Raw genomic sequence first — 22,581 nt, forward strand, 5'->3', positions numbered from 1 at the left:
TTTCATCAGGAAATTATAGACAAAAAAAAGCACAGCGCACTTTCTGCGCCATGCCTGATAGGAATTAATATTAAGCTCCGGCTTCCTCGGTCAGCATCTGCAGCTTCAGCAGCTTAATCCGGGAAATCCGTTTGTTTTCTGTTTCTTCCACAATGAACAGATGGCTGCCAAACTCGACGTTCTGGCCTTTTTGCGGAGGATTAACCTCCAGCTTGGAGTACATCCACCCTCCGACTGTATCATAGTCGTCTGTCTCCATGTGAAGTCCCAGCAAATCATTGATCTCCTCAATCAGCATGAGACCGTCAATGGAATACTCATCTTCCCCCAGCTTTTCGACGCCGGGACGTTCTTCGTCAAATTCATCCTGGATCTCTCCGACAATCTCTTCCATGATGTCTTCCAGGGTAACCATGCCGGAGGTACCGCCGTACTCGTCAATCAGAATCGCAATCTGCGTCTTCGCCCGCTGCATGACCTTCAGAAGTGCACTGATCTGGATGGATTCCGGAACGGTAAGGATTGGACGGATTAGTTCGGAGTATTGCGGCGTATTCTCACGGATTAAATCCTTAATGTGAATGAATCCAAGGATATGGTCCTTGTCACCGTCACAGACCGGATAACGTGTTCTCATCCCGTCAAAGGCGATTTCCAGGTTCTCCTCTACCGGAAGATGGCTGTTTAGACAGATCATTTCTGTCCGGGGAATCATGATCTCCCGTGCCATTGTGTCAGCAAATCCAAAAATGTTGTCAACCAGAGTCATTTCGGTATTATCGATCAGCCCGCTCTTATTGCTCTCCTGCATGATGATCCGGATCTCTTCCTCAGTGTGCGCCGTAGCCAGCTCCGAAGCCGGCGACAGACGGAAGATGCGCAGCAGTCCCCGGGCCAAACCGTTCACGATCCAGATAAACGGATACATGATCCGGTAAAAGACATTCATAGCTCCCGAGGTTAGCAGAAGCACCGACTCCGCTTTGTTCACCGCAATGGTCTTGGGAGCCAGCTCGCCGAGGACGATATGCAGAACCGTAATAAACATAAAAGCAATAATAAGTGAAATCACATAAACGGCTGTATCGCCAAAGCCTAAGCTTGTTACAAGCGGCCCAACAATCGTGGCCACAGCAGGCTCTCCCAGCCAGCCCAGGGCAAGCGAGGCAAGCGTAATGCCAAGCTGGCAGGCAGACAGATAAGCGTCCAGATTGTGCACGATGTTTTTTGCTGCCAGCGCCCGTTTGCTGCCTTCCTCAATCAGTGATTCAATGCGGCCGCTGCGTACCTTGACCATTGCATACTCAACCGAAACAAAAAAGCCGTTAAACAGCACAAGCAAAATAATAAGACCTACATGTAATATACCGGGTAAAGGGTCGCTCAATTTATCCTCCTATCCGCCGATTCCTTGTTCGGCGGATAGGCCCACCTCCTTCGTTTATTCAGAATGTCAGCCTGCGGCTTAGCCGCTGTTCCTTTCATTATCAATTTCCCAATGCCTTCATCTCCTGCCTGAAATCACGAATGTTAAAGATATACTGTATTATATTATTATCGACTGAATAAAAACAGGTCTTAATGCATGTAAAAATATGATCTATTTTTACCGGTCTTGGACACATAAGGGTTAAAAGTATAACCCTATGTTAATTACAGAAAAGCAATTGAGCGATTTTCTCTTGATTATTATGTTTTGGGATTTGCTGTGACTCCAGAAAATGTTTGGACTTCCGGCCGCGGGTGTCTGTAGGTTTCATGATTTATTCCGTTTTTAACGGTTGAAATCCGCAGACTGCTTATGCTTCCGAAGTGAGCTTTTCTTCGAAAAGCTTTCAGGCGGTCGCTACGCTCCTCCAGTTCCAAAATTCCCCTCTACCAAATTAAAGTGATTCAGTAACATAGGCGCTATATACTTTTCATTTTCAAGTGATCGCTTCATAAATAAGAACATTCGTTTATAATTCGATCAAATAAATGTTCTTCAATCAATCCTAAGTATATTCCTCAACTGGTATAATCGTGTACATTGTATGTCTTCAATCTATTTATTCCAAATATAAGAAATTATGTTTAGACCGATATTTCTATATTTTGTATTATTCTATTGAACTTTAAAGAAAAGGAGATTATACATAATGAACAAAATATTCAAAAAAATCACTATTGCATTACTGACATTGATATTGGGAATGTCGGCCTTTGCTATGCATTCGTCGAAAACGGAAGCCTCATCCAAAACTGTAACTTGGACAAATGGTGCTCTCAGCCGAACTTTAACTAATGGAGGCGAAGCAGATAAAGCGAGTATCGGAAAAACTAGTGGAAAGTGGTATTGGGAGGTTACTGTACAAGATAGCAGCAACCCAACCAATACAATCTCGTTAATAGGTATAGCAGGTGAAGGGACTACAATTACTAAATTATCTCATGATGTATATTATGGTCCAGGACAATTAGTTAGCTCCTCAGATGGAGTAGACTCAACTAGAGTTCCTTATGGAGCATCATTTGGCAATAATGACGTCATCGGTGTGGCACTCGATTTAGACAATGATACCATTATGTGGTATAAAAACGGTGTTCCTCAAGGCGCCAATAACGTCAAGCCTTCTAGTTTAATAGGAAGTGTCGTTTCTCCATACATTTATAACGGGACAAGCACAACAAAAACGCTGACAGCCAATTTCGGAGCCACTGAGTTTAAGTATGCTATTCCTACAAACTACCAGGCTTATCAAGTGGATGAGGTTACTGCAACTCCAACACCGACTGCTACACCAGAGCCCACTCCAACTATTACTCCTGAGCCTACCGTAACACCTGAACCATCGCCTTCTGCGACTCCAGAAGTCCCTTCAGGCAGTCGAGCAATCCTGACAGTGACATTAACTTCAGGGGATGATAAGGAGTTCGACCTACCAATGAACGAGGTAAATGAATTTCTCAAATGGTACGATTCAGCTTCTGGATCTGCTCGATACGGCATTAATAAGCATGATAGTAATAAAGGACCATTTAGCAAACGGACAGAATATGTTATTCATGATAAGATTCTCACGTTTGAGATTAGTGAATACAACGTAATCGAATAAATAGAAAATAACCCGTCAGGCAAAAGCCCGGCGGGTTATTTTCTGTATGTGCTATATTCTTCAGGAAATTGTAAAGCTAGATATACGGACTCAAGATAAAACGCTGCTGCTCAGGATGCATGAAAACCACCAGCTTTTGATTTAATTTTTTCATTATAACGGAAAAGAGACATTCTTTATGTAGAATGTCTCTTACAGATCATTATGGAATTTTCAGCGGCCTCTCTGAGTGACGGCTTTGAATGTGAGATTATTAACGGCAGTTCCGCGTAGGCGGATTGCCGATTACACCTGGATACTGGTAAGCCAGCGGCTCATCGAAGGTGGCATAGTCGAAGTAGATCATCAGGAGGACGGTGCGCTGTCCGGTAGCCGGATCGCTAATGATGATATGGTCACGGCCGGCGGCCTCCAGCACGCCTTTGTACACTTTCGCATTCCATTCTTTGTTGTTTTCGTATGTGTAGTAGAACGTTCCGACCTTGCCGAGGTTCAGCCGGAAAATGTTTTCGATGTACGATTGCTCAAACACTGGCGCGGTAGTCGGCACTACGGCTCCGCCCGGAGTCATCGGGCTTCCGCTGGTAACCTGCGGCGGCATACTGCTCATCGGGGTCATGGTTCCTGCAGGCGTCATGCCGCTCATCGGATTCATGGTACCCATCGGCATCATATTGCCGGAAGGGTTGCTGCCGATCATATAAGTAACGGGACGGTAAGGTTGACTAATCATTTGTATAAAACCTCCTAATTAAATGTTGGCTTAGGGAGACAGCAGCGGCGGTGAATTTCATTCAGCCCGTCTGTCTCCTGCAGCCTGCGGATGCCTAGTATACAGCCGGGCAATCTTCAGCGGTCGGGGTAAAGAAGCAATGGGCCTTATAGCGTCCGGTGTTCTGCTGGTTATACCACTCTGCCGGACAGGCACCTACGGGACGGAAGAACCATAACGCATTAGAGGCCGGCCAGGTTCTTTCACCCGCGATAACCCGTTTTGCCAGCCGGATGTCTGACTCCCTGGCACGCTGGTAAAAGTAACTTTTCTGCGGGGCTTCGAAGCCGCCTGGACTCTGATACACCATGTCATTCACATTGCGGATGTTGTTAAAGTCCAGACAGTTCCCGAGAATCCGGTTCACACCGACATTGCCGACCATCAGCATGCCGGAATCCCCGTCCTCCTCAGCTTCCGCCCTCATCAGCCGTGCCAGCACCCTCACATCTTCCGAATTAGCCTTGATGACGGCCATGCTTTCTCCTCCTTCTTTCCTGCTCGCTGTATTGTATGTGCATCCGCCTAAGAGGTGACAGTCAGCGCCTATTTTTTTCCCGACCGGCGGTTAAGGCAGATCATGGCTCATAGATCATTTTGCGGGTCATGCCGCCGTCAATGACCAGCTGCGCGCCTGTTATGAAGTTATTCTCAGGCGCCGTCAAATAGAGACAGGCCCGGGCGATATCCTCAGGTTTGCCTACCCTGCCTGATGGGTGCTGCTTGTGATCAATCTCCCGCAGCTCCTTGTAATCCCCGGTTTCAATCCACCCCGGACTGATGCAGTTTACTGTAATTCCATCCTCCCCCAAAGTGACAGCCATGGCATGCGTCAGTGCCGAGATGGCTCCTTTGGACGCCGCGTAGGCTTCTGTGTCCGGCTCAGACATCAGTGAACGCGTCGAGGACAGATTAACGACAGAGCCGCCGTCAGAATTGCTGCGCATGAATTTCGCCGCTTCCCGGGTCGCCAGAAACACACTGCGGGCATTCGTATTAAGCACCTTGTCCCATTCATCAGCGGACAGCTCGTAGAATGTAGATGTATGCGGATTGGCAATCCCTGCGTTGTTGATCAGGATATCAATGGTGCCGTATTGGTCTGCCGTATGATTAACCAGCGCAACAATCTCGTCCTCCCGGCTTACATCACAGGCTACAAATTCAGCCTGCCCGCCTGCTGCCCTGATTTCCTCTGCAACAGCTTGCCCCAGCGCAACATCCAGCTCTGCTACCACCACCTTTGCGCCTTCTTCTGCATAAGCAACTGCAACCGCCTTGCCGATCCCGCGGCCGGCACCGGTGACGATAACGGTTTTTTCTGCATATTTCATAAATGATTCTCCTCCCTGGACTGATAGTGTAATGTGCACATAATATAAATATCCCCTTGTTCCGGAGTTGGAAACAAGGGGATTGTACAGTAAAGTATGCTATATAGTAAACAAGCTGCTGCCGGAGCAAAGGGCTATTTTGAAAATAATTAAATACCTACTCTGCAGTTGAATAATGAGGATGCCGCTGAAAGCCGTGATACCGGGTTCCCTGATAGGTCAATAAACCTTTGTCACCTTCCGCGCTCATGCCGAATTCGCTCCCGTCCACCTTGAACTCCATCCGCTCCCCGTCCTGCAGTTCATAGGTCAGATAATAGGTCGTACTGGTCCGGCTGGACTGGCTGTCATCCTGAAGCTGCTGCTGGCGGACTTCACTGCGTTTGCTGACGATGCGGGCGGGGATCGAGAGCAGGGGCGAGCTGTTATTGCGGCTCCACTGAAACAAGCCTCTGCCTGCAGATACCGCGACTATTCCAACCATAACTACGAGGAAGATCGGTATTACCGTCCCGGTTAGATCAAACATCCAAGAAGGATCCGAGCCCATTCCCATCACTGATTCCCCCTTATACCCCAAATACTTGCCGCTTCCTCCATGGTTACCTGGTGCTTCTGTACATGTATATGCCTTATCTCTTCATAACAGCATCACTAAAAAACATATTGTCTCCGGCAGCCAGTCCCACTTCTGCTCCTTTTACAGCAAAAAAGACCACTCTGTCCTCAGTTACGAGAACGTATGTGGTCTTTGACAGCGTCTTTCCTCTTTATTATCTTATGCATGTACAAGGTCAAGGAATTGTTTGGTTTCGTTATCTTCAATCGGCATCATACCGTTCTCAGCCCAGCAGGCTCTGCATTGCTCTTCGGTTTCACACAGGTGAGCGTCATCGCAGTTATAGCACAATTGCAGAAGATTTCTGGTTACATAATCCGTTTCGAAGGTTTTCATAATAATCTCTCCTATTCGTGGATGAAAGTTTGTGAAAAAATGAACTTGTTTTCTATGTGTTAAATATATCACAAGCATTATTGTTTGTCATGTGATTTTTTTCACATTTTTAAAAAGAATTTAAAATACGTTTTTTTGTTCAATTTTCAGACAAACCTCTGTTAATATAACCGTTTGGTATAGCTCTCGTTTAATGAAGCTTCCACCTGCTCTGCGCCTATGCCGGGCAGCTTTACATGATCCGCTATGATCCTCGGAATATTAGGCAGACTTTCCTTAGCCGGCCAGGAGTCCGGGTTCCACAGGCTGGAGCGCTTGAACGCTTTTGCACAGTGGGTATAGCACTCTTCTACCTCTATCATAATACCGACCAGCGGTGTACGGCCCTGTGCCTCCATTTTCTGCAGCAGCTGATCATCCCGGATAATTGTAGCCCGCCCGTTCACCCGCAAGGTTTCCTCAAGCCCCGGTATCATAAAAATCAGCCCCGCCCGCGGGTTCGACAACAGGTTGATCAGCGAGTCCATTCTGCGGTTGCCCGGACGTTCGGGAATAACCAGGCGGCGCTCATCCAGAACCAGCACAAAGCCGGGGGCATCCCCTCTCGGTGAGACATCCGTAAATCCTTGATCATTAGAGGTGGCCAGCATCAGGATGGGAGACTGGGCGATAAAACGCCGGCAATGCTCGTCAATGACACCAATAACCTTATGTTGTACCAGCTGCCCCGGAAACCCCAGTAATTCGCGCAGCTCTGCTTCCGATTCAATTTTCTCATATTCAGCCATAAGTTCCTCCGTATGTACCCGTTTTATATACAAAATCTGCCTACTATTGTATCACAGCCCTCCCCGCAAATGAGATTATGTACAAAAAAAGAAGACTGCACATGGCAGCCTTCCCTTCTCTATTAACCATCCTGTATCTGTTACATCACCCGCCAGCTAACCCCGCCGTTTGTAGTCTGCAGCAGAATGGACCTGCGGTCCTCTTCCTTCTGGATCAGCAGCCAGCCTACATCGGCGGAAATGAACTGCAGCTTTACAATCTCCGGATATTCCAGCAGCTTGGATTGCAGCACACTGCTGGCCGGAAGCATGGTCCAGGTCTGACCCTGGTTTATGGTCTTGTACATCAGATTTCCGTTTAGCATCCAGCCGGCTGCAGTATCAATAAACACGGGCGGAAGATAACGGTTAGTGCCGGTCTGGCTGCTCAGCGCAAAATCTACAAACCTCCAGTTGTCTCCCCCGTTAGCGGTAAAATAGCCGTTATAGGTGATGCTGTTTTGTTTGTCTGTCTGACAGGCCACCGGCAGAAAGCCGGTTGTATTATCGCCGCCAAAAAATTCCGGTTCTCCGGTAATCACCCTGTCGCAGCCTTCCCATTCTTCGTTAACCAGGATTTCCTGACCGGGATGCCAGGTTGCTCCACTGTCGCTGGTCATATAGATTTTGGGCAACGCACCGGTCTGCAGGGTCACCAGTCCGCGGGTCGTATTCTTAAAAATCATTCCGGTCACAATCCCTGCCATGGGAATCGTATTGTTCGGCAGATTCGGATTATACTGTTCATTCTGCATCACCATAGTCCAGGTAGCTCCGCCGTCCTTGGTTGCGTAGAGCGCTTTGCTTGACTTCGTGGAATTGGCATCCCAGGAGGTCATCAGCCAGCCGGATTGCGGAGAGCTGAAATAAATCGATGATACCGTATTGGAATCGGGGAAAGAAGACACCTTCCAGCTCTGGCCGCCGTCCGTGGTCCGCAGAACGACCGTTTCCGTCATGCCAAAGGCACTGCGGATAATCCAGCCGTGATCCGGATCAGTGAAAAAAATCTCTTCGCCGTACACCGGATTCGCCATAAACTGGACATTGGTCGAGGGTGAAATATTTGCCCAGGTTCCGCCGTTGTCCTTGGTCATGTAGATCCGCAGTTCCTTTTTGGTGACACCCCAGGCCAGACCTACCGTTTCATTAAGCAGCCGGAAATCCGTCAAACGGGTCTGAATCTGGTATTTCGGTGTGCTCTCATTGGTTACGTTCTTGGCATCGCCGGGTGTAATCAGCGTGATCGTCTGGCCTTCCTCCGGCGCTTCCGTCGGCTGGGGAGGCTGGGTAGGCTCAGGCGCCGGTGTCGAGGTACAGGCTGATACAATCAGCAGGATGAAGAGAAAAGCAGCGGCCATTCTCAGCGCCTTACAGCCTGCAATTTTGGATGACAACGCCCTCTCTCCTTTCGTAAAGCTTATTTCTTGTACAATTTACTGTTTTTGTATCCGTACAGCCCGTAGATTAGAAGTCCGAGGATTAGCCAGATAATAAAGCCGATCCAGGTTTCTCTGCCCAAATTATACATCAAATACCCGCAGGCTGCCGCACTTAACAGCGGAATAACCGGTACCCATGGCACTCTGAAACCCCGTTTGAGGTCAGGATGTGTGCGGCGCATCGTAATAACGCCCAGCGAGACGACCAGGAATGCGAACAGCGTACCGATACTCGTCAAGTCTGCCAGCCGGTCCAGCGGGACAAAGCCGCTAAACACAGCAATGATGCCGCCGACCATCCAGGTGCTCCGTACCGGTGTCTGTGTCTTAGGATTAATTTTGGCCAGGCTATCGGGAAGCAGCCCGTCCCGTGAAATGGCGAACAGCAGACGGGTCTGACCGAACAGCAGAACCAGCAGAACGGTGGTCATCCCTGCAATAGCTCCAACAGAGATCAGTCCGGCAATCATATTCTGATCGACAAAACGCAGCGCGAAGGATACCGGATCGCTGACATTCAAATTCTGATAAGGTACAATCCCGGTCAAGACAAGCGAGACAGAAATATAAAGGACTGTACAGATGGCAAGTGAAGAGATAATCCCGATCGGCAGATCGCGCTGCGGACGCTTGACCTCCTCAGCGGCGGTTGATAAGGCGTCAAAGCCGATATAGGCAAAGAAAACAGTTGCCGCCCCGTTCACCACCCCGTGGAAGCCGAATGGAAGAAACGGTGTCCAGTTTTCCGGTTTAACGTAGAACATACCGGTAAAGATAAACAACAGTACTACCGCCAGTTTAATTACAACCATAACCGCATTGAACCGTGCTGTTTCTTTAATTCCGCGGGTCAGCAAATAAGAAATCAGCAGGATGATAACGACTGCGGGCAGGTTGATAAAAGTGCCTTTGTCCGCATTATAAGCCCCGGACAGCGCCGTAGGCAAATGGATGCCGAACCCTTCCAGCAGCCCCTGGAAATATCCGGACCAGCCGCTGCTGACTGCTGCAGCTGCAACCCCGTATTCCAGCACCAGATCCCAGCCGAGAACCCAGGCCAGCAGCTCGCCGAATGCTACATAGCTGTAGGCATAAGCACTACCGGACACAGGCAGTGTTGAGGCGAATTCGGAATAGCAGAGTGCAGACAGCACACAGGCGATGCCGGCCAGTACAAAGGAAAGCACCAGTCCGGGTCCGGCATGCTCCGCAGCCGCTACCCCTGTCATAACAAAAATACCGGTACCGATGATCGCACCTACTCCAAGGGCGGTGAGATCCAGGGCTCCCAAGGTTTTGCTGAGCTTGCCGGCATTGTCACTCAGGGGTGCAGCCAGCGGTTTCTTGCGGAATAAATCCATACTTCTTTTCTCTCCTGTCAATAATAATGGGATGCTTAGATGACGGGTGGTCAGCAAGCCAATAACCAGGCCAAACCGGACGTCAGAAACACTTCTGCCAAATGTTGTTGTTAGCATACCCGCTCCCGGGGTAATGGATTAAAAACAGGATGCTTGAAAACACTACATTTAACGATTATGATGGATAAGATTGGACACAAAAAATTCGAACTTCGGAGGAGATGTATCAATGGCCCCCCCATTTAAGCCCAATCGTGTCGTAGTCATCGGCACCGGTGCAGTAGGAACAACAACTGCTTATACCCTGCTGCTTCGCAGACGTATGCAAGAACTGGTACTTATAGATGTCAATCATCAAAAGGCGCTTGGAGAAGCGCTGGACATGAATCACGGCATGCCGTTTGTCGGCGGTGTGAAGCTATGGGCAGGAACGTATGAGGATTGCCGCGAGGCGGATATCATCATTGTCACTGCCGGCGCGTCGCAGAAGCCGGGAGAAACCCGGATTGACCTGCTGCGCAAGAACATCTCCATTTTCAAAGACATCATTCAAAAAATCACCAAATACAACCACCATGCCATCCTGCTGATTGCTACGAACCCGGTGGACATCCTGTCCTATGCCACCCTGAAGATCAGCGGATTTGACCGCAGACGTGTCATCGGTTCCGGTACAGTGCTCGACAGTGCACGGTTCCGTTACCTGATCGGGAAGCATAAGGAAATCGATCCGCGCAGCATTCACGGGCAGATCATCGGCGAGCACGGAGACTCCGAGCTTCCGGTCTGGAGCCTGGCCAATATTGCCGGTACCGATCTGGGCTTCGATGAAGCAGAGCGCCAGGATATTTTTGAAGACACCAAAAATGCCGCCTATGAAATTATCGACGCCAAAGGCTCTACGTCCTATGCGATTGCACTCGCGTTAGACCGTATTGTCGTATCCATTCTTGATAACGAAGGCGCTGTACTCAACGTATCCACCCTGCTTAACAACTATAACGGAGTGTCCGATGTGTTCCTCGGCGCGCCTTGTGTCGTTGACCGCTCGGGTGTACGTGAAGTTCTGGACCTGCCGCTAAGCGAGGAAGAGCAGGCTCTGTTCCAGAAATCAGCAGACAAGCTTAAATCCGAAATTTCCAAGCTGGAGCTGTAAAGTTAATATCCCCGGTTACTAACAAAGGGCTATCTCCCGGTCGCAATACTCGGACCGGAAGATAGCCCTTGTTGTATGCAGTTCTGCACACAACAGAGTCCGTCCTTCTGTGTGGATCGTGCACAAGCCACAGCTAAAGGACGGACTTTACTTACCATGTCATTTTGTTAATATAACATGAAACATTTTTACCTGACAATGATATTAATATCATGGTTGCGATTACCAGTTTAGCGGACCACCGGACGTTTGTAATACTCTTTTAATACCTGTTCAGCTTCCTTGCCGTAAATATCAAAACCGACATTAGCTGCAGCTTCATCCGCCGGATACAGCTTTGTACTCCAGTCCCACCAGAAGAAGCCGGCGAACCAGGTTTCATCCCAGAAGGTTTCCAGCGCCGACCGGTAGAAATTCGCCTGCTCCTCCTGGGAAGCCGGAAGCTCCTTATGCGAGAAATCCCATGGCATGGTGGCACAGCCGAGCGCACTTCGGCAGCCGATTTCAATAAAGACAAGCTTTTTGCCGAACCGGTCGGCCAATGCCTTCAGCCGCGGTTTTTGCTGCTCCCAGGAGGCCCGCATATTCTCTAAGCTGTCTCCCGGTACAGAGGCTACCGGATAGTAGGCACTCGTTCCGATATAATCCACCTCGTCAAGCCATTCGATCCCTTCCTCTTTTCCGTGATTGGCATTGTAGACGATTGGACCGGTGTACAGGCCTTTGACCTCACTGATCAGATTGCGCCACTCTGTTTCCCGCGATTCCGTAGCCACCATCTCACAGCCGATGCAGAACAGCTCGCACTCCAGCTCCTCCGCCAGCTCCGCATAATGCTTGATAAAGTTCGTATAGGACTTGAACCAGGCAGCCCAGTACACATCCCCATCCTCCGGAAAGCCGATCCGCGCTCTCCAAATTCCGTCTCTGGAGTTAACCACAGGTTTCAGGCAGACCTTCAGCCCCAATTGCTTAGCCAGCTTCACCGTATGCTCAATGTCCCGGTCAGTCATGGTATATCCGTAGTCAAAATAAATCTCGGTGGAATGCACTGTATCCTGCCACGTCCAAAAGGACAGCGCAATCCATTCACTTCCGGTTTCTGCCAGCTTTCTCAGAGAATCCTCGGCATAGGGCTGTCTGTACGCTCCTCTTGTTGATTCCCAGCCATAAGTCATTCCTTTAAAAAATGTTTCGTCCACTGTTGTGTCCTCCCGTAGATAAAGTTAGCAGCTTCTCTCCGCTGTATAACATTTATAATTACTTTCTATCTTTTGTTAGGATAATTGAAAAACAAAATAATAACAAGTTATTATTTATGAAATCTTATACTAACAAAAGCTACGTCTGTATAAACATGAAAAAACCGGCGGACTTTTGGGTCTGCCGGCTGTTCACTCTTACTTATAATATAAATATATAAATATGGTTACTCCGTAACTGCCGCTTCCTTCTCCGGCATACTGATCTGCAGCCTGGACATCGCTTCTTCCTTCTCCCGGCTCGTTATATGCGTATAGACAGTAGTGGTCTGAATCGATGAATGGCCTAGCAGCTCCTGCACAGTCCGCAGATCCGCTCCCTTGCGAAGCAGCATCGTAGCGAAGGAATGGCGCAGCTTGTGGCTGGAATACGGCCGTCGGTGAGCCTCGGGAACCCCTTCCTGGAACCGCCCGAAGGTATCGGCAGCAATGCCCTGAATTCCGCGGATGGACAGCCGCCGGCCTTTTTGCGAAATGAACATGGCTTCCTCCTTGCTGCGCCACGGTGCCAGACGCCCGGCAATCGCCTCCTCCAGAAACGGTGCGACAGCATCCGGAACCGGAACATTCCGCCATTTCCGCCCTTTACCGAACACACGGAGCGAACGGCGGTCCGGACTATAATCATTAAGGTTGAGGGTATGCACTTCCCCTACCCGCAGCCCCATATAAGACATTAACAGGAAGACAGCCAGATTACGGCTGCGGTATTTCCCGCTGACGGCTGATAAAAACTGCTGCAGATCGCCTTCATCCAGATAAACCGGCTCCCGGTTTTTTTCGGTTTTGGATTTTTTGATGCCTGCAGCCGGGTTAGCGGTCAGCAGCTCAAGTTCAATCAAGGCCCGGAACAAGCAGTTGATGGAAGCATGCTTACGGTTACGTGTGGAGTCGCTGACACCCCGTTCACGCACGGAGGTCAGATACGAGACCACATGCAGCTTTTTGACAGACTCCAGCCGTTTGCCGTTCAGTCCATTCAGAAATTCCCTCACATCCGCCAGATAAGATTTCTGCGTGTAAGCAGTAAAGCCGGCATCCTTCATCCAGATCAGAAAAGCTTCCAGCTCCTCCTCATAGTCTGTCTCCAATTCGTTCACTGCTGTTCACCTCCGTTTGTGTGCGCCATGCGGCTGCGTGCTTGCGAACGATTCGCAGAAACTCCTGCAGCGCGGGTGAGAGCCATTTTTTGTTATGATAAGCCATCTGTGTAGCTACCCGCTGTGATTCGTCGTTCCAGTTCAGCCGGGCAAGCTTGCCTTCCGCCAGTTCATTTTTGACTGTAATCAGCGGCAGAAAGGAAATCCCCAAACCAGACATTACGCACTGCTTAATCGCTTCAATGCTCCAGAATTCCAGATTCGGATCAGGAAAAACACCATGACTGTTCAGGTGCCGCTCAAACAATGTGCGGTAGGTGCAGCCTGTCTCGGTGTGCAGAATGGTTTCGTGCTTCAAATCCAAAGGCAAGACCTCCTCTGAGCAGGTCAGAGGATGCTCCAGCGGTGCGACCAGTGTCATCGCTTCCTGTACCAGCGTCTCGCAGGTTAAGTCCTTATATTCTGTCTCCGGCTGGAGCAGAAAAGCCAGATCAAGCTCGCCGGAACGGACAAACTCGGTCAGCTCCCAGCAGGCTCCCGGCTTCAGGGTAATCTGCACCTGCGGATGGCTGCCGCGGAATTCCTTGATAATCCCCGGCAGGCGAAAAGCAGCCAGCGATTCCGGCGCACCGATCCGCAGCATGCCGGACAGCTCCGTTTCGGAGCGCAGCGCATCCTGCGCCAGGGCATGCATCCGGGAGATCTCCTGGGCATAGGGCAGCAGGCGGCGCCCGGCATCGGTCAGGATGATTTTTTTGGCGATCCGGTCAAATAAAGGCTGGCCCAGCTCGTTTTCCAGCGCCTGAATCTGCGCGGTGATGCTCGACTGTGCATAGTCCAGCTTCTGGGCGGCCCGCGTAAAGCTGCCTGTCTCGACTACAACCAGAAAAGTGAATAAATGCCGCGATTCCATAGCTTGCCTGTCGGCCTCCTATCGGTATTTTGAATGGATAGCATCTGATAATTCCGTTTTTCCAATGGATCTATTATCTGATACTCTATAGTTAAATACAAGGAAAGCGGGACTATTATATGAAGCAAAATCATTCACTAAAGCGCAATATCGGCATGCCGCAGGCCATCGCCCTCTATATTGGAGCGGTCCTCGGGTCAGGGGTGCTGATCGTACCGGGCCTGGCAGCGGAAATGGCCGGTCCGGCCTCCCTGCTGGCCTGGGGCTTCATGACCCTGCTTATTCTTCCGCTGGCGCTGTCGATGGGACTGCTGTCGGCCAAATATCCGAATGCCGGCGGCGTCTCCCATTTCGTCACCTTGGCCTTCGGTCCGCGGGCCGGAGCAATGGTCGGCTGGTTCTTCCTGATGTCCGTCCCGATTGGCGGACCGGTGGCTGCCTTGACCGGTGCAGGCTATATGACTGCCGCCATGGGCTGGGGTGACGGAGCAAGAATCGCCATAGCTGCCGCCATGCTGGCGGTTGGACTAATCACGAACTGGATCGGCATGCAGGTCGCAGGCAAAGTACAAATCGCTGTCGTAATCGCTATAGTCTCTGTGCTCGTCTTCTCATTCGCCGCTGCCCTGCCCCGGATGGAAAGCGTACATTTTACTCCGTTTATGCCACATGGCTGGACCAGCATCGGGCAGGCGGCGGCGATTCTGTTCTGGTGTTTTATCGGCTGGGAAGCCGTGTCTCATCTGTCCGAAGAATTTAAAGACCCGCAGCGGGCAGCGATTAAAGGGGTAACGATTGCCGCTGTTATCGTAGGAGTGCTATACTTCCTGTCCGCGCTGGCGACAGTTGGTACCCAGAGTTACCTGCGCGGCGGAGCCGATTCGTCCCTGGTGTGGATTATCAGCCAGCCGCTCGGAGCGTGGGGCGGATTTATCGCCGGACTTACGGGCATGTTCATCTGCACAGCTACCATTATTGCTTACACCAGTGCCGCTTCTCGCGTAGCCTTCGCCTTAGCACGCCAGGGTTATGCCCCACGCTGGATGAGCCGCCTGTCGGCGCGGTATCAGACCCCGTCTGGTGCAACAATGTTCCTGATGGGCTGCTATGCGGTAGTGCTCTCCCTCTACGGAAGCGGTCTGCTGTCCATCACCACCCTGATCCAGTTTCCGAATGCCACCTTCATCCTGACCTACATCGGCGGCTGTGCCGCAGGCATACGGCTGCTGAAAGGCAACCGGCTCGGCGTCCTAATCAGCTGGATTTCTTTTGTGGCAACTGTGGCCGTATTTCCGTTTACCGGCTGGGCGATTGGCTATCCGGTAGTGATTGTGGCATGTTTCGCAGCCATTGTCTGGCTAAAAAACATTCAACCATCTTTACCTGACCTGCCGCAAAGCGAAGTACAGCAGGATCAGTCTAAAGTGATTTAATTCAGTCCGTCAGGATATATTACCGTAGACAAATGTTGCTATTCATCAAATGCCTAACAGCAGCGTTTCATCTGCCGGGCCACCTGATCCGTTTCAGATTGCACGCATCAGGTTATGGATGGAGGAGAGAATACCTTTATTCAACCAAAGGAGAGATGAAGATGTCTGATAATAAAATCGTACTCGAGCCTGCCGCATTAAAATTCGCAAATGATAACGCTGAGCCGCCATACCTGCCGGATCTCGGTCCGGAAAAGGGCCGGGAAACGGTAAACAGTGTACAGTCCGGTGAAATGGATAAGCCGGCTGTGGATATTCAGGATATTACCATCTCCGGCGGTCCTGGCGGAGATGTTCCCGTGCGGATTATCCGTCCGCTGGATACAGCAGGTGCAGAGCTGCCGGTTATCCTCTATATCCACGGTGCCGGCTGGGTATTCGGCAACAGCCACACCCATGACCGGCTGATCCGGGAATTGTCTACAGGGGCAGGAGCTGCTGTCGTTTTCCCTGAATACAGCCTGTCCCCGGAAGCTAAGTATCCTACCGCTATTGAAGAAATCTATGCGGTGCTTGAATGGATTGCCAAGGAAGGCTCCAATCACGGCCTGGACAGCGGCAATCTGACTGTAGCGGGTGACAGCGTAGGCGGCAATATGACAGCGGCTATTACTTTGATGGCCAAGGAGCGCAGCGGTCCCAAGATCGCCAAGCAGCTGCTGTTCTATCCGGTAACCGATGCTTCCTTTGATACCGAGTCCTATCATCTGTTTGCTGAAGGTTACTTCCTGCAGCGTACAGGAATGCAGTGGTTCTGGGATCAATACACCACCGATCCGCAAGAACGGGAGCAGATCACCGCTTCCCCGCTGCGGGCCAGTCTTGAGCAGCTGAGCGGTCTGCCGCAAGCGCTGATTATTACCGGAGAAGCAGATGTGCTGCGTGATGAAGGCGAAGCCTATGCCAAAAAGCTGCGCGAGGCGGGCGTGCCGGTAACAGCGGTGCGGTTCCAGGGCATTATCCATGACTTCGTGATGTTGAATGCAATGGCAGATACCGAAGCGAAAAAAGGCGCCCTGCTGCTGGCCACCGCCTGGTTAAAGCAGTAAGCCTGTTAATATTAATTCATACACGAAACAGGCCAGTCCGGACAATTCCGGTACTGGCCTGTTTTTGTACGCCTATTACTTCCGCTGGGCATAGAACTCGGCTGCTTTCACCAGCATATCTTTCAGCGACCCGAAAGAGGTCGTTTTGTTCACATGTTCATTCAGCTGATCCTGCGGCAGAGATTTCAGATCCTCAGCAGAGGAACCTGTAAAGCCCCCGCTTTGCAGCAGGTCCTTCAGCGATTGAAACGGTGTGAACTTTTGCAAAAATGAGCTGGACAACAGCTGCTCAATCGGAAGCTTCTGTAACAGCTGATCCAGCGGCAGCTTGTCGAGCGGAAGCTTTTGCAGCAGCTCGCCGATGTTGCCCTCTTTAACTGAATTTAAAGCACCCTGAACCTTATCGCCCAGTCCTCCCAAATTAAAACCCATGATTGTACCCCCTTTGAGTTATAGTTTCTTTTTAATTACCCAAATCCGTTAACCGCGAATATTAGTTACATAAATATTATTATGTTAACCAATAAATATATCCTTTCATGACTTATCAGCAACTAATCACCTGAACCCGGGGTCAATAAAGTATAATACCTATCAAGGAGCTGATCCCTTTGTCAAAAACCACGCTCGGGCTCGCTTTGCTGCTGGCCGCAGGCCTGCTTACATACGGCATTGCCACTGCATCGCATGGAACGGACTCCAGTCAGAATAGCCAGGCTCCAAAAGTGACTTCAGCAGCCGCTCTAACGGAAGCAACACCAACACCAGCCCCAACACCAACGCAAACTCCGGCAGCAGACATCGCCCAGCTCCAAGTTTTATGGCAAGCTGATTCCGACAGCAGCGGTATGTATGCGGATGAACAGACCGCAGCAAACGGCCAAATCTATTATTCTAATCATAATACTCTGTATGCCGCCAGCATTGATTCCGGTAAAGTCCTCTGGAACTATAACAAGGGCAGATATCCGGAAATCATCAGTGATAACTCGGTTTATATGATAAGCAGCAGTGACCACCTCGTTAAGCTGTCGGCAGATACCGGCAAGCAGCTTTGGAGCACGCAGGTTGCCAATCAGCCTATGGAAGTAGGCGGACACGCCAGTATGATCGGTGAGACTATCATTTTCGCTAATGAAAGCGGAGGTGTAGCTGCCTACGATCCTGACACAGGCAAGCAGCTATGGTCAAATCCGGATGTCCCGATGTATGCCGGATCTATTCATGGCGAGCATAAAGGCGTGCTGATTGTGTCCAGTACCATTGATAATATCCGCTGGCAGATATCCGCCAGATCGGAAACGGCAGCACAGTAATGGAGCAGCCCTACGTCTACACGGTTGACGGCAAGCCGGATCAAATGGAACATTCGCTCACTCGCTTCACCCTGGGTCAAACAGAAGGTTCCAGTACTAAAAGCTATGATGAATACGGCATGTTGTTATCCGTCCGTACAGACGGCATGGCCTTTTTCAATCAGGATAACACGCTTATCGGCATCAATCTGGCAGATGACAAGACCGTTTCCTTCACTGCACCCGCAGATGAGGTTACCCTGATCCAAAAACAAGGTAATACCGTATTCGCCAGTTATGATAACGGCAGCTTCTATATAATGGATGCCCGTACCGGAGCTGCTGCGGGTCGTTTGGATACAGGTCTGTCCTATAATTATTTTGGTAATATCATTACCGACGGCACAACCCTACTAGTTCATTTTGAACAAAAATGCTTTGCGGTGTCCATACCCGAATCACTTTTACAATAATATAGAAGCAGGAGCCCATCACATGCCCTTAACCTTTGCTCACCCGGCCATCATTTTACCATTTTCCCGTAAAAGCACTTATGTTCATTTTTCCGCAATGGTCCTCGGCAGTATGTCCCCGGATTTCGAATATTTTTTCAGAGGCCGGCCTGTTGCCGAGCTTGGACACACCTTTACGGGCTTTCTAGTGTTCAATCTGCCGCTGGTTATCATCATCTCTCTGATCTATCACTACTTCGTACACCGGACGTTAATGAGCCACCTGCCGCATATTATCCAGGACACTTACACACATAGAGCAGCTGTGAGCCCTGTTACAAGAATCATCGTCTTCATCTATTCCGCGCTCTTTGGCATGCTCACGCATGTAGCCTGGGATGCCTTCACCCACCGTGAGGGGGTTATGGTGACGAAATTCCCGGGATTTTTTAACCATACCTTTAATATCTATAACTATGACATCCCCCTATACAAATTCCTGCAGCATGGCAGCACATTGCTCGGCCTCAGCCTGATCCTCGGCTATCTGATTTACAGGGGGCGCTACCATAAGCAGAACGTTAACCATATACCCGTTAAGCAAAAATATCTCTTTTGGACTTCGGTGTGTCTGTTGGCCCTATTGCTCCTGCTTGTCTGGTATTTAGTTGCGCCGGTGTCCCTGTCCAGCTATGGGGTGCATGTCGTAAGAATCGTTGACGCCTCGTGTCTGGGTCTGCTCGGGATCAGTCTGTTTCCCAAATACCGCCAGTCCCGGATCAGCAGCATATAGAGCCAACACAAACAGGACTTCCTCAAAGGAAGCCCTGTTTGTATGTTCCTACCGGAACGTCCGTACAAATTCGCCGATTCTCCGTGCCGCCTCAATCAGCTTCGCCTCATCCTCTACCAGCGCAATTCGTACAAACCCTTTCCCCTGCTCGCCAAAAGCATCCCCCGGAATAACCGCCACTCCAGTCTTAAGCAGCAGCTCCTGCGCAAAACGCCGGGACCGGCCTGTCTGGCCGGCGCAAAAATCCTCCGGTAGCGGCGCCCAGATAAACATCGTGGCCTTAGGGCTAGGTACCGTCCAGTCTTCCCCGGCGAGCGCCTGCACGAACACATCACGTCTGCGCTCATACAGCGGTGCCACCTCCAGCCGTCCGTCCCCTTTCATTGCGAGCTCCAGGGCGAGAACCGCTGCTTCCTGTACCGGATTAAACACCCCGTAATCCACATTGCTTTTGAGTTCACGCAGCGCCCCTACCGCTTCACGGTTACCCGTCATAAAACCGATGCGGCAGCCGGCCATGTTAAAGCTTTTGGAAAACGAATGAAACTCCACCGCCGTATGTATCGCTCCAGGCACCTGCAGAATACTTAACGGGCGGTAGCCGTCAAAGCCCATTTCCGAGTATGCCAGATCATGAATGATCAGCACCTCCCACTTCCGGGCCAGCCCTACCAGCTTCTCCAGATAAGCATAGTCTGCCGTTACCGAAATCGGATTTCCCGGAAAGCCCAGCAGAATAAAAACAGCCTTCTCCCATATTGCATCCGGTATACTGTCCAGATCGGGCAGAAAATCATTCTCCGCCAGCAGCGGCAGCGGCCATCCCTTCACACCGGCGATAGCGAGCGCCCCTGAATAGATGGGATATCCCGGATCAGGCACGATCGCCAGGTCCCCGGGATTGCATACGGCCAAAGCCAGATGAGCCAGCCCGTCCTGGGACCCCATTAGCGACACCAGCTCCTCCTCCGGATCGACTTCTACGCCAAACCGCCAGTTCATCCATTTTGCAGCCTGCTCGCGGAACTTCCCGCTCCCTTTCGAAGCCGGGTAAGAATAACTGTCATCACGGAGCATGGCTGCACTCAACGCTTCCCGGATTTCCGGGACAGGTGCCTGGTCCGGGCTGCCGATGCCTAGGTCAATAACCTCCAGTCCCGATTGTCGTGCTTCTTTCTTCCACTCTGCCACCTCGGCAAAAATAGAAGAGCCTAAATGTGAAAGCTTGTCCGATCTCCACTTTGGGACAGCCCCTGATTTGCTGGTCGTCATACCTCTCCACCCTGTCTGTTTTTTGAACCATTATAGCATAGCAGGTGCTGTTAAGAGTGTCGCGTATTTATCTGGATTATATTGGAATAATAATGCTCAAATCGAGCTGGAATGTTGTCCGTACAGGGTTAATAAAATCGTTTTAAACGGAAACAGCGTATAATTTATGTTATACGCTGTTTTTTTCAAGCCGGTATAACCTGCTTTTTGACCTAAATCAGGTGCTTTTTATGTATAGCGCAACTCTATATAACCTCACCAACAAAATGGAAAGCAAGCTTTACATTCTCCGGTTTTAATGATATTTTAGTTATGGAAAGTATGCTTTCCATCCTTCACAGTGAGGTGATTCTTTGAATAACAGGCTTGAGGAAATCCGCAAGCAGCACGGTATTAAGCAGGAAGAGCTGGCAGCAGCACTTGAGGTATCCAGACAGACGATCGGCTCGCTCGAAAACGGAAGATACAACCCTTCCATCCTCTTGGCTTTCAAAATTGCCCGTTATTTCAACCTGTCCATTGAGGAGATCTTTATCTACGAGGAGGAACAGAAATGAGAAGATCACAGGCTTGTTACGCGGTACTGCTGTTCATCGGAATTTGTGCAATTGCAGCGGGCTTCTTTTTTGACAATGAGGAATGGAAGGCTGTATCAGGTACGCTGATCGGCATCGGGGCGGGCAGTGCGGGGCTTAGTATATCTAACTTGCTTATGATTCGTGCAGGACGCAAAAACCCTGAGCTTGAAAAACAGGCCCACATCGACTATAACGATGAACGGAATATAATGATCCGCAACCGTGCCAAAGCCAAGGCCGCAGATATTACGATCTGGCTGATCATGGCGATCGCTTATGTTACGATACTCATTTCTGCTCCTTTATGGGTGACGCTGGCTGTAGTTGTTGTCTTTCTGATTTACCACTTCATGAGCCATTATCTGATCGTCCAATACCAGAAAAGGATGTGAAACGCAGCAGCGCCAGCCCGCAAATCAACATTCTCCGCGGCTGGTGCTGTCTGTGTTTTGAAGATCAAACCGCTAACTCCACAATCTGATTATCTCAATCAGCTCTTCCCCGTTAAACTCAAGCCTGTATACATCCGGTTTAGACATGTTAAGCAGAAAATCCAGATCGTACTTCTTATCATAATAATTCATCATTAACATCATTACGGCTCCATGTGTACCCAAAGCTATCTTTTGTCCGCTGAACTCCTTTAACAGCTCTTTCACAACAGCTATCGCCCGGCTCTGACATTCGGCATCTGACTCTCCGCCGGGTAAGGAATAATCAGGGTCGTTAAACGACGTCTCCAATAACGGGATCAACTCCTCATCGGGCAGGCGCTTGTCTTCATTCAGGAAGATTCTTTCTTTAAGATCTTCGTATAATAGCACCTCCTGTCCGCTGGCATGAGCCAAATCCTCAATGGTTAGAATTGCCCTTCGATAAGGACTTGAGACAAAAACCTCTATCTTTTCTTGTTTCAGCAGCTCTGTTACTTGAAGTGCCTCTCTTTTTCCTTTCTCCGTCAACCCTCTGGTTCTTTCGCCCGGCTCATTTATTGGTGATTCACCATGCCTTACCATATAAATGAAAGTATTCATAGCTGCTCCTCCTCCGATAAGAAATACAACTTCCATACTATATTAACAATAAATGGAACGTCAATAATAAAAGTACTAGCCATTGCAGGACAGGCATAGGATAGGGTATTACAAGTGAAGGTGGGAATACTAATGTCCAAGAACAAACGCGGCAAAGCCCTCTGGCGGCTGCCGTCCCGCAGCAGAGGAACCTGTCCAATCTGTGGAAGCACAAGGATTAAACTGCTGTATCTCGGCAAAAAAGCTGATGGCAGCAAGCTGGACGTCTGCAAAAAGTGTGACGGCAAGCAGGCGGTTTAACTGCAAAGTCCAGCTTAATAGCACTCATAGTTAAGGGGAGCACCGTTAGTACGGTACTCCCCATTTATTTTCCCCGTCGATGCTGGAATGCTCCCGCT

General features: G+C 50.0%; 25 protein-coding genes. 10 read left to right on the forward strand and 15 right to left on the reverse strand.

Features of this window, described 5'->3' with window-relative positions; all coding sequences use genetic code 11:
- Nucleotides 1-70: 70 nt before the first annotated feature.
- Nucleotides 71-1,387, reverse strand: a complete 1,317-nt coding sequence (locus tag NST84_RS16045; protein WP_342561186.1) for a hemolysin family protein — start codon at nt 1,385-1,387, stop codon at nt 71-73.
- A 751-nt stretch (nt 1,388-2,138) separates the two neighbouring features.
- Between NST84_RS16045 and NST84_RS16050 the strand changes: the two genes are divergently transcribed.
- Nucleotides 2,139-3,095, forward strand: coding sequence for an SPRY domain-containing protein (locus NST84_RS16050; RefSeq protein ID WP_342561187.1), 957 nt, complete (start codon nt 2,139-2,141; stop codon nt 3,093-3,095).
- Nucleotides 3,096-3,348: 253 nt separating this feature from the next.
- Here the strand turns inward: NST84_RS16050 and gerQ are convergent, their stop codons facing one another.
- The 8 genes from gerQ to NST84_RS16090 form a co-directional block, all read right to left on the reverse strand.
- Nucleotides 3,349-3,828, reverse strand: a complete 480-nt coding sequence (gene gerQ, locus NST84_RS16055; protein WP_342561188.1) for a spore coat protein GerQ — start codon at nt 3,826-3,828, stop codon at nt 3,349-3,351.
- Nucleotides 3,829-3,922: 94 nt separating this feature from the next.
- On the reverse strand, nt 3,923-4,345 hold the full coding sequence (locus NST84_RS16060; RefSeq protein ID WP_342561189.1) for a cell wall hydrolase: 423 nt from the start codon (nt 4,343-4,345) through the stop codon (nt 3,923-3,925).
- A 100-nt stretch (nt 4,346-4,445) separates the two neighbouring features.
- Nucleotides 4,446-5,201 (reverse strand): glucose 1-dehydrogenase, encoded by a 756-nt coding sequence (locus tag NST84_RS16065; protein ID WP_342561190.1) that lies wholly within the window; start codon nt 5,199-5,201, stop codon nt 4,446-4,448.
- A gap of 157 nt (nt 5,202-5,358) precedes the next feature.
- Nucleotides 5,359-5,751 (reverse strand): DUF2500 domain-containing protein, encoded by a 393-nt coding sequence (locus tag NST84_RS16070; RefSeq protein ID WP_342566454.1) that lies wholly within the window; start codon nt 5,749-5,751, stop codon nt 5,359-5,361.
- 228 nt (nt 5,752-5,979) lie between these two features.
- Nucleotides 5,980-6,156 carry a hypothetical protein gene (locus tag NST84_RS16075; protein WP_342561191.1) on the reverse strand — a complete coding sequence of 59 codons (177 nt, stop codon included), beginning with the start codon at nt 6,154-6,156 and terminating at the stop codon, nt 5,980-5,982.
- A gap of 161 nt (nt 6,157-6,317) precedes the next feature.
- Nucleotides 6,318-6,944 (reverse strand): pyridoxamine 5'-phosphate oxidase family protein, encoded by a 627-nt coding sequence (locus tag NST84_RS16080; protein WP_342561192.1) that lies wholly within the window; start codon nt 6,942-6,944, stop codon nt 6,318-6,320.
- Nucleotides 6,945-7,084: 140 nt separating this feature from the next.
- The gene (locus NST84_RS16085) at nt 7,085-8,380 is read right to left on the reverse strand and encodes a YCF48-related protein (RefSeq protein WP_342561193.1); all 1,296 of its coding nucleotides are present in this window, start codon (nt 8,378-8,380) and stop codon (nt 7,085-7,087) included.
- Nucleotides 8,381-8,403: 23 nt separating this feature from the next.
- A complete protein-coding gene (locus NST84_RS16090; RefSeq protein WP_342561194.1) occupies nt 8,404-9,786 on the reverse strand; it encodes an amino acid permease in 1,383 nt (460 codons plus the stop codon).
- A 229-nt stretch (nt 9,787-10,015) separates the two neighbouring features.
- On the opposite strand from NST84_RS16090, the gene NST84_RS16095 reads away from it, so the two are divergent.
- Nucleotides 10,016-10,942: an L-lactate dehydrogenase gene (locus NST84_RS16095; protein WP_342561195.1), complete on the forward strand. Its 927-nt coding sequence runs from the start codon at nt 10,016-10,018 to the stop codon at nt 10,940-10,942.
- Nucleotides 10,943-11,172: 230 nt separating this feature from the next.
- On the opposite strand, the gene NST84_RS16100 is transcribed toward NST84_RS16095, so the two are convergent.
- The 3 genes from NST84_RS16100 to NST84_RS16110 form a co-directional block, all read right to left on the reverse strand.
- Nucleotides 11,173-12,144: a glycosyl hydrolase family 53 gene (locus NST84_RS16100; RefSeq protein WP_342561196.1), complete on the reverse strand. Its 972-nt coding sequence runs from the start codon at nt 12,142-12,144 to the stop codon at nt 11,173-11,175.
- A gap of 227 nt (nt 12,145-12,371) precedes the next feature.
- Entirely contained in the window at nt 12,372-13,304 is a 933-nt protein-coding gene (locus NST84_RS16105; RefSeq protein WP_342561197.1) for a tyrosine-type recombinase/integrase, read from the reverse strand.
- Entirely contained in the window at nt 13,279-14,217 is a 939-nt protein-coding gene (locus NST84_RS16110) for a LysR family transcriptional regulator (protein ID WP_342561198.1), read from the reverse strand. Before NST84_RS16110 ends, NST84_RS16105 begins: the two co-directional genes overlap by 26 nt.
- Before the next feature lie 119 nt (nt 14,218-14,336).
- Here NST84_RS16110 and NST84_RS16115 point away from each other — a divergent pair, with 119 nt between their 5' ends.
- On the forward strand, nt 14,337-15,650 hold the full coding sequence (locus NST84_RS16115; RefSeq protein ID WP_342561199.1) for an amino acid permease: 1,314 nt from the start codon (nt 14,337-14,339) through the stop codon (nt 15,648-15,650).
- 161 nt (nt 15,651-15,811) lie between these two features.
- Nucleotides 15,812-16,759: an alpha/beta hydrolase gene (locus tag NST84_RS16120; protein WP_342561200.1), complete on the forward strand. Its 948-nt coding sequence runs from the start codon at nt 15,812-15,814 to the stop codon at nt 16,757-16,759.
- A 75-nt stretch (nt 16,760-16,834) separates the two neighbouring features.
- On the opposite strand, the gene NST84_RS16125 is transcribed toward NST84_RS16120, so the two are convergent.
- Nucleotides 16,835-17,191, reverse strand: coding sequence for a hypothetical protein (locus tag NST84_RS16125; protein WP_342561201.1), 357 nt, complete (start codon nt 17,189-17,191; stop codon nt 16,835-16,837).
- A 179-nt stretch (nt 17,192-17,370) separates the two neighbouring features.
- Here NST84_RS16125 and NST84_RS16130 point away from each other — a divergent pair, with 179 nt between their 5' ends.
- Genes NST84_RS16130 through NST84_RS16140 form a run of 3 tightly spaced genes read left to right on the forward strand, consistent with a single transcriptional unit; the run spans nt 17,371 to nt 19,299 of the window.
- Nucleotides 17,371-18,075 carry a PQQ-binding-like beta-propeller repeat protein gene (locus tag NST84_RS16130; protein WP_342561202.1) on the forward strand — a complete coding sequence of 235 codons (705 nt, stop codon included), beginning with the start codon at nt 17,371-17,373 and terminating at the stop codon, nt 18,073-18,075.
- Nucleotides 18,075-18,527 carry a hypothetical protein gene (locus tag NST84_RS16135; RefSeq protein WP_342561203.1) on the forward strand — a complete coding sequence of 151 codons (453 nt, stop codon included), beginning with the start codon at nt 18,075-18,077 and terminating at the stop codon, nt 18,525-18,527. The genes NST84_RS16130 and NST84_RS16135 overlap by 1 nt, the downstream gene beginning before the upstream one ends.
- Nucleotides 18,528-18,549: 22 nt before the next feature.
- Complete coding sequence (locus NST84_RS16140; protein WP_342561204.1) at nt 18,550-19,299, forward strand: DUF4184 family protein; 750 nt, start codon at nt 18,550-18,552, stop codon at nt 19,297-19,299.
- A 48-nt stretch (nt 19,300-19,347) separates the two neighbouring features.
- On the opposite strand, the gene NST84_RS16145 is transcribed toward NST84_RS16140, so the two are convergent.
- On the reverse strand, nt 19,348-20,571 hold the full coding sequence (locus NST84_RS16145) for an aminotransferase class I/II-fold pyridoxal phosphate-dependent enzyme (protein ID WP_342561205.1): 1,224 nt from the start codon (nt 20,569-20,571) through the stop codon (nt 19,348-19,350).
- A 353-nt stretch (nt 20,572-20,924) separates the two neighbouring features.
- Between NST84_RS16145 and NST84_RS16150 the strand changes: the two genes are divergently transcribed.
- On the forward strand, nt 20,925-21,128 hold the full coding sequence (locus NST84_RS16150; protein WP_342561206.1) for a helix-turn-helix transcriptional regulator: 204 nt from the start codon (nt 20,925-20,927) through the stop codon (nt 21,126-21,128).
- Nucleotides 21,125-21,541: a hypothetical protein gene (locus tag NST84_RS16155; protein ID WP_342561207.1), complete on the forward strand. Its 417-nt coding sequence runs from the start codon at nt 21,125-21,127 to the stop codon at nt 21,539-21,541. The genes NST84_RS16150 and NST84_RS16155 overlap by 4 nt, the downstream gene beginning before the upstream one ends.
- Before the next feature lie 72 nt (nt 21,542-21,613).
- On the opposite strand, the gene NST84_RS16160 is transcribed toward NST84_RS16155, so the two are convergent.
- A complete protein-coding gene (locus NST84_RS16160; RefSeq protein WP_342561208.1) occupies nt 21,614-22,183 on the reverse strand; it encodes a histidine phosphatase family protein in 570 nt (189 codons plus the stop codon).
- Nucleotides 22,184-22,315: 132 nt separating this feature from the next.
- Between NST84_RS16160 and NST84_RS16165 the strand changes: the two genes are divergently transcribed.
- Nucleotides 22,316-22,483, forward strand: a complete 168-nt coding sequence (locus NST84_RS16165) for a hypothetical protein (protein WP_342561209.1) — start codon at nt 22,316-22,318, stop codon at nt 22,481-22,483.
- Nucleotides 22,484-22,581: the final 98 nt, after the last annotated feature.

Origin of the sequence: Paenibacillus sp. FSL R7-0345 (assembly GCF_038595055.1) — a bacterium.
Taxonomy (GTDB): Bacteria; Bacillota; Bacilli; order Paenibacillales; family Paenibacillaceae; genus Paenibacillus_AQ.

Excerpts from the sequence above, each read along its gene's own strand:
- NST84_RS16050 (WP_342561187.1), top strand. The coding sequence starts at position 2,139 with ATGAACAAAATATTCAAAAAAATCACTATTGCATTACTGACATTGATA.
- gerQ (WP_342561188.1), bottom strand. The coding sequence starts at position 3,828 with ATGATTAGTCAACCTTACCGTCCCGTTACTTATATGATCGGCAGCAAC.
- NST84_RS16060 (WP_342561189.1), bottom strand. The coding sequence starts at position 4,345 with ATGGCCGTCATCAAGGCTAATTCGGAAGATGTGAGGGTGCTGGCACGG.
- NST84_RS16065 (WP_342561190.1), bottom strand. The coding sequence starts at position 5,201 with ATGAAATATGCAGAAAAAACCGTTATCGTCACCGGTGCCGGCCGCGGG.
- NST84_RS16070 (WP_342566454.1), bottom strand. The coding sequence starts at position 5,751 with ATGGGCTCGGATCCTTCTTGGATGTTTGATCTAACCGGGACGGTAATA.
- NST84_RS16075 (WP_342561191.1), bottom strand. The coding sequence starts at position 6,156 with ATGAAAACCTTCGAAACGGATTATGTAACCAGAAATCTTCTGCAATTG.
- NST84_RS16080 (WP_342561192.1), bottom strand. The coding sequence starts at position 6,944 with ATGGCTGAATATGAGAAAATTGAATCGGAAGCAGAGCTGCGCGAATTA.
- NST84_RS16090 (WP_342561194.1), bottom strand. The coding sequence starts at position 9,786 with ATGGATTTATTCCGCAAGAAACCGCTGGCTGCACCCCTGAGTGACAAT.
- NST84_RS16095 (WP_342561195.1), top strand. The coding sequence starts at position 10,016 with ATGGCCCCCCCATTTAAGCCCAATCGTGTCGTAGTCATCGGCACCGGT.
- NST84_RS16110 (WP_342561198.1), bottom strand. The coding sequence starts at position 14,217 with ATGGAATCGCGGCATTTATTCACTTTTCTGGTTGTAGTCGAGACAGGC.
- NST84_RS16115 (WP_342561199.1), top strand. The coding sequence starts at position 14,337 with ATGAAGCAAAATCATTCACTAAAGCGCAATATCGGCATGCCGCAGGCC.
- NST84_RS16120 (WP_342561200.1), top strand. The coding sequence starts at position 15,812 with ATGTCTGATAATAAAATCGTACTCGAGCCTGCCGCATTAAAATTCGCA.
- NST84_RS16125 (WP_342561201.1), bottom strand. The coding sequence starts at position 17,191 with ATGGGTTTTAATTTGGGAGGACTGGGCGATAAGGTTCAGGGTGCTTTA.
- NST84_RS16135 (WP_342561203.1), top strand. The coding sequence starts at position 18,075 with ATGGAGCAGCCCTACGTCTACACGGTTGACGGCAAGCCGGATCAAATG.
- NST84_RS16140 (WP_342561204.1), top strand. The coding sequence starts at position 18,550 with ATGCCCTTAACCTTTGCTCACCCGGCCATCATTTTACCATTTTCCCGT.
- NST84_RS16145 (WP_342561205.1), bottom strand. The coding sequence starts at position 20,571 with ATGACGACCAGCAAATCAGGGGCTGTCCCAAAGTGGAGATCGGACAAG.
- NST84_RS16155 (WP_342561207.1), top strand. The coding sequence starts at position 21,125 with ATGAGAAGATCACAGGCTTGTTACGCGGTACTGCTGTTCATCGGAATT.
- NST84_RS16160 (WP_342561208.1), bottom strand. The coding sequence starts at position 22,183 with ATGAATACTTTCATTTATATGGTAAGGCATGGTGAATCACCAATAAAT.
- NST84_RS16165 (WP_342561209.1), top strand. The coding sequence starts at position 22,316 with ATGTCCAAGAACAAACGCGGCAAAGCCCTCTGGCGGCTGCCGTCCCGC.